The organism is Serratia sp. PF-27, assembly GCF_030053255.1.
Lineage (GTDB): Bacteria > Pseudomonadota > Gammaproteobacteria > Enterobacterales > Enterobacteriaceae > Serratia > Serratia bockelmannii.
In genome coordinates, this window is sequence record NZ_JASGBT010000011.1 from 1 (window position 1) to 5,346 (window position 5,346).

At 51.5% G+C, this 5,346-nt stretch carries 5 protein-coding genes, 4 tRNA genes and 1 other RNA gene; 8 read left to right on the forward strand and 2 right to left on the reverse strand.

Features of this window, described 5'->3' with window-relative positions:
- The first annotated feature begins 428 nt into the window (after positions 1–428).
- The gene (murB, locus tag QMZ29_RS04840) at positions 429–1,466 is read left to right on the forward strand and encodes a UDP-N-acetylmuramate dehydrogenase (protein ID WP_025304934.1); all 1,038 of its coding nucleotides are present in this window, start codon (positions 429–431) and stop codon (positions 1,464–1,466) included.
- Entirely contained in the window at positions 1,463–2,425 is a 963-nt protein-coding gene (gene birA, locus QMZ29_RS04845) for a bifunctional biotin--[acetyl-CoA-carboxylase] ligase/biotin operon repressor BirA (protein ID WP_025304935.1), read from the forward strand. The genes murB and birA overlap by 4 nt, the downstream gene beginning before the upstream one ends.
- 48 nt (positions 2,426–2,473) lie before the next feature.
- Here the strand turns inward: birA and coaA are convergent, their stop codons facing one another.
- Together coaA and QMZ29_RS04855 are read right to left on the reverse strand one after the other, a co-directional pair.
- Positions 2,474–3,424, reverse strand: coding sequence for a type I pantothenate kinase (gene coaA / locus QMZ29_RS04850; protein ID WP_025304936.1), 951 nt, complete (start codon positions 3,422–3,424; stop codon positions 2,474–2,476).
- A gap of 219 nt (positions 3,425–3,643) precedes the next feature.
- Entirely contained in the window at positions 3,644–4,192 is a 549-nt protein-coding gene (locus QMZ29_RS04855) for a GNAT family N-acetyltransferase (protein ID WP_025304937.1), read from the reverse strand.
- A gap of 395 nt (positions 4,193–4,587) precedes the next feature.
- Here QMZ29_RS04855 and QMZ29_RS04860 point away from each other — a divergent pair.
- From QMZ29_RS04860 to QMZ29_RS04885, 6 genes are all read left to right on the forward strand, one after another.
- Positions 4,588–4,663: transfer RNA gene (locus QMZ29_RS04860), tRNA-Thr, on the forward strand.
- Positions 4,664–4,688: 25 nt separating this feature from the next.
- Positions 4,689–4,773: transfer RNA gene (locus QMZ29_RS04865), tRNA-Tyr, on the forward strand.
- Positions 4,774–4,819: 46 nt separating this feature from the next.
- A non-coding RNA gene (locus QMZ29_RS04870) (RtT sRNA) lies at positions 4,820–4,935 on the forward strand.
- A gap of 36 nt (positions 4,936–4,971) precedes the next feature.
- Positions 4,972–5,046, forward strand: a tRNA-Gly gene (locus tag QMZ29_RS04875).
- A 6-nt stretch (positions 5,047–5,052) separates the two neighbouring features.
- Positions 5,053–5,128, forward strand: a tRNA-Thr gene (locus QMZ29_RS04880).
- Between the two features lie 109 nt (positions 5,129–5,237).
- The coding region (locus tag QMZ29_RS04885) for a GTP-binding protein (RefSeq protein ID WP_001785379.1) at positions 5,238–5,346 on the forward strand (109 nt) is incomplete at its 3' end.

A 5,346-nucleotide genomic window follows, 5' to 3' on the forward strand; every position in this document is an offset into this window, starting at 1 on the left:
GCGCCGATGGTAGTGTGGGGTCTCCCCATGCGAGAGTAGGACACTGCCAGGCATCAAATTAAGCCGAAAGCCCTGAACTGACGTTCAGGGCTTTTTGCTATGCGTAAAATAAATATACTGGCTGTATCTATTACTTTGAAAAATACCTTTTTGGCATATGTAGCTTATTCTTATAAGGAATAATAATGTTTTTTGCCAGAGAAATAGCCAGATTAATATATAATTGATAGCTTCAGATTATTATTTAAATAATAAAAATGCCTATTTATTAATGTGTTGATAAGAAATATCTGGCTATATCAAAGATAAATCTTAATTCTTTAGTGTATTATTCGATAAATTTCACGTTAATTAAAACAAATATTAGCCAGACGCCTCGAATCGAGTAGACTAGGCGAAAGATTATTTCCGTATAGGTACTGAACGTTATGTCTACTGAAAGCGCGTCTTTAAAAAACCACAATACGTTTGCGCTCCCGGTCAACGCAGCGCACCTGATCATGGCCGATAGAATTGAGCTGATGCTCAAGGTGTGGCAACAAACGCGCAAGCGTCAGGAGCCGCTGCTGATTCTCGGTGAAGGTAGCAACGTGCTGTTCCTGGAGGATTTCTCGGGCACGGTAATGGTCAATCAGTTGAAGGGTATCGATGTTCGAGAAGATAACGATGCCTGGTATCTCCACGTCAGCTCCGGTGAAAATTGGCATGACCTGGTGCAATATACGCTGCAGGCTGGGATCTGCGGCCTGGAAAACCTGGCGTTGATCCCTGGATTGGCCGGTTCCGCCCCTATTCAGAACATCGGCGCCTACGGCGTCGAATTGAAAGACGTCTGCGAGTATGTCGATTTGCTGGACTTCTCTACCGGCGCTATCGATCGCATCCCGGCTGCCGAGTGTGGTTTTGGCTACCGGGAAAGCATTTTCAAGCACCGTTTCCAAACTGGGCATGTCATTGTCGGGCTGGGTCTGCGTCTCAACAAACAGTGGCAACCCAAATTGAGTTACGGCGATCTGGCCAAGCTGGAGCCCACCACGGTGACGCCGCTTCAGGTATTTGAATCCGTATGTGCTATGCGTCGCAGCAAGCTGCCCGATCCGCGCGAAACCGGCAATGCCGGCAGCTTCTTCAAGAATCCTTTGGTGAACGCAGAGAAAGCCGCAGAACTCGTCGCCAAATATCCTGGCATGCCGCATTATCCGCAGCAGGATGGTCAGGTGAAGCTGGCCGCCGGCTGGCTTATCGACCAATGCGAGCTGAAAGGATATCGCATCGGTGGTGCTGCGGTACACCGCCAGCAGGCGCTGGTGCTGGTGAACATCGACAATGCCCACAGCCAGGATGTGGTGGCGCTGGCGCGCCACGTACGCAAGACGGTGGCCGATAAATTCGGTGTGTGGTTGGAGCCTGAGGTGCGCTTTATTGGCGCGACCGGTGAGCTGAATGCCGTGGCGGTGCTGTCATGAAAGATACCAAGGTTCCGTTAAAACTGATCGCGTTGTTGGCCGACGGCGAATTCCATTCCGGGGAACACCTCGGTGAGTCACTCGGCATGAGCCGTGCTGCGATCAATAAGCATATTCAAACCATTCGCGAGTGGGGGCTGGATGTCTTTACCGTGCCTGGCAAAGGGTACAGCTTGCCTGCCCCCATGCCGCTATTGGAGGCGGAACGCATTCTAAAAGGGTTGGACGACAAACGCGTTACCGTGTTGCCGGTAGTCGACTCTACCAATCAATATTTGCTGGATCGTATCGAAACACTACAATCTGGCGACGCCTGCATCGCTGAGTATCAACTGGCTGGCCGCGGTCGTCGTGGGCGCCAGTGGATTTCGCCGTTTGGCGCCAATTTATACCTGTCGATGTTTTGGCGATTGGAACAGGGGCCAGCTGCGGCGATGGGGCTGAGCCTGGTGATCGGCATGGTGATGGCGGAGGTCTTGCAGCGCCTTGGTGCTAAAGACGTACGGGTAAAATGGCCCAACGACCTCTACCTGAACGATCGCAAATTGGCAGGGATCCTGGTCGAGTTGACAGGAAAAACTGGCGATGCGGCTCAGTTGGTCATCGGTGCTGGCATTAATTTGGCGATGCGGGATACCAATGCCGGGGGGATCAACCAAGGTTGGATCAACCTGCAAGAAGCCGGCATTAACATCGATCGTAATGAGCTGACTGCTACTTTGCTCAATGAATTGCGGCAGTCGTTAAAACAATTCGAGATAGATGGGCTGGGGCCATTCATTGGTCGTTGGCGCACGTTGGATAATTTTATCGACAGACCGGTCAAACTGCTGATTGGTGAGCGGCAGATTGTAGGGATCGCACGAGGCATCGATTCGCAGGGGGCACTGCTGCTGGAACAAGATGGGGAGATCAAACCCTTTATCGGCGGAGAGATATCGCTGCGCAGTGCAGAATAGCGAGCGCAACCAAGGGGACGTTACCGTCCCCTTGAGCGATCGGTAGTCTTACTTTCTTAAGCGCACGCTTTCAACGGCATGGTTGGCGCTTTTGGTCATGATCAGGCTGGCGCGTTCGCGGGTAGGTAGTATATTCTGCTGCAAATTCAAGCCGTTAATTTCATTCCACAATTGTGTAGCGATATTAATCGCTTCCGGTTCCGGCAATTTTGAATAGTTATGGAAATAAGAATCGGGATTGGAAAATGCGCCCTGACGGAATTTCAGGAAACGATTGATATACCAGCTTTGCAATAGCGTCTCCGGGGCATCGACATATATGGAGAAGTCGACAAAATCGGAAACGAATACGCGATGAGGATCGTGCGGGTAATCCATACCGCTTTGCAATACGTTAAGCCCTTCCAGGATCAGAATATCCGGTTGCTCGATGACTTTATTACCCTCAGGTACAACGTCATAGATTAAATGAGAATAAACCGGAGCGGTAACGCGTTTGGCGCCGGATTTCACTTCTGACACGAATTTCACCAGGCTATGCATATCGTAAGACTGCGGGAAGCCTTTTTTCTTCATCAGGCCGCGTTCGTTCAGCACCTTATTAGGATGCAAGAAGCCGTCGGTCGTGATCAACTCAACGCTGCGGTGTTCCGGCCAGCGGCTCAGCAACGCCTGCAACAGACGTGCGGTCGTGCTCTTACCTACGGCTACGCTGCCGGCGATGCCGATGACATAGGGAATTTTTTGCCCGTCGGTGCCGAGGAATTGCTCGAGCACCGCCTGTCGGCGCAGGTTGGAACTGATATAGAAGTTCAATAGTCGTGACAGCGGCAGATAAATCTGCGCAACTTCTTCCAACGAGAGATCTTCGTTAATCCCTTTCAGCTTAACGATCTCTTCTTCCGATAACGTCAGCGGCACCGAATCTCGCAACGCAGCCCATTGGGTACGATCGAACTGTAGGTAAGGCGTTGCTAAAGATTGATCTCTTTTTATCATAAGCCAAATTCTGCCTGTTAACGCAGGTTGGGAAAGGCGCCGGACGCCAACTCCAGAGAATAAACAAGCTGCATATTATAGACAGCTTCGTTTTTGGCGTAGACTTTTTTCGCAAAAGTTGTCGATAGGCAGCAGTTTATGTCAATTGTGCGAAGCGGCGCGCAGTTGATAAGGCGGGGTTGCAAGGCGGTATCATCGGGGCCGGATACCGCCTGAAGGCTAGCAGGCAATGGCGCGCGAAGGTTGGTTTACGGTGAATAGACGTTTGTAATAAATGACGGTCGGATGATAATGCCCATCGGGGCCCGCTGCATAATCCGGTAGCTCGCCCAAACAGCGATAACCCAGGCTACGATAAAGCGCTTCAGCCGCTGAGCCAGCCTGCGTATCCAGGTACAATAGCCCGCGCTGCTGTTGCAGTGCCGCCTGCTCCAACGTCTTCATCAGCGCCAGACCTACGCCGTTGCGGCGAGCGCGGCTATGCACCAATAGCTTCACCACCTCCGCACGATTACGGCCATTCGGTTTCTGGCAGAGCTCGAGTTGCACGGTGCCAACGACGCCGCGTTCGTCGCGGGCAATCCACAATAGCAGCTCGCTTTTGGCCAAGGCGGGACGCAGGCTGTGGAAGTAACTCTCGGCGTCTTCATGCGGGATTAAGGTGTCGTAGCCCACTGAAGCACCGTGGGTGACCGCATCGGTCAACAGGCGAGCCAATTCATCGCGATAAATCGGGAGCGTAGCGGCGTTGATAGGCACTATTTTCATCGGTCATTCCTCCAGAGATGGGGGTAATGAAGATAAGCAATAACTGCGCCAGAACGACGAAAGGCATAGCCACGGCGAAAGAGCGAGCAATAAGTGTAGTTCACGCCACGAACCTGGGCAGCGATCCTCTTTTTGGTGCATCGATCCCGCTCACGGTTTACCGATGCAGGTTACGTGTTTTGAGAAGCCGACACGGAGAAAGGGGCTCTCAATGCTTGCAAAAAGTGGATAAAATTGTAGAGAATGATTGCAGCAAGTGATGAATGTTTGCACGCCGCAGGCTGCGAATTGCATGACAGCATGCAAAATTGACTGATTTGTGAGCGAAAGTGCGCGTAAAGCAATTTTTTTGTTGCATAGGCCGTCCGCTCTACCTAGAATGCGCTGCACTTGATGCCGGCTTAGCTCAGTAGGTAGAGCAACTGACTTGTAATCAGTAGGTCACCAGTTCGATTCCGGTAGCCGGCACCATTCAAGTCACAAGTAGTTAAAATCTGGTGGGGTTCCCGAGCGGCCAAAGGGAGCAGACTGTAAATCTGCCGTCACAGACTTCGAAGGTTCGAATCCTTCCCCCACCACCAAATCTTGCCTTCGGCGATTAACTGAGATGCGATAAATACCGCAGCGGTTGATGGCGGGAGGAGAGGGCGAAAGCCTTCGGCAAGGTTCGAGCTGTGCAGCGCAAGGCGCAGCCGGCCCGAAGGATGCGAAGCGAGTGATGAATAGTCCTGCTCCATCCCAAAATTCTACAGAAAAATCAGGTAGCCGAGTTCCAGGATGCGGGCATCGTATAATGGCTATTACCTCAGCCTTCCAAGCTGATGATGTGGGTTCGATTCCCACTGCCCGCTCCAAGATGTGCTGATATAGCTCAGTTGGTAGAGCGCACCCTTGGTAAGGGTGAGGTCGGCAGTTCGAATCTGCCTATCAGCACCACTTCTTAATTTCTCGCCCCCTGATTTTCTTTCTGTTTTGGATTCAACGAGCAAATGCTTGGTTGATGTGGTGATACCACCGATTTATCCGTGTCTTAGAGGGACAATCGATGTCTAAAGAAAAGTTTGAACGTACAAAACCGCACGTTAACGTCGGTACTATCGGCCACGTTGACCACGGTAAAACTACCCTGACTGCAGCGATCACCACCGTTCTGG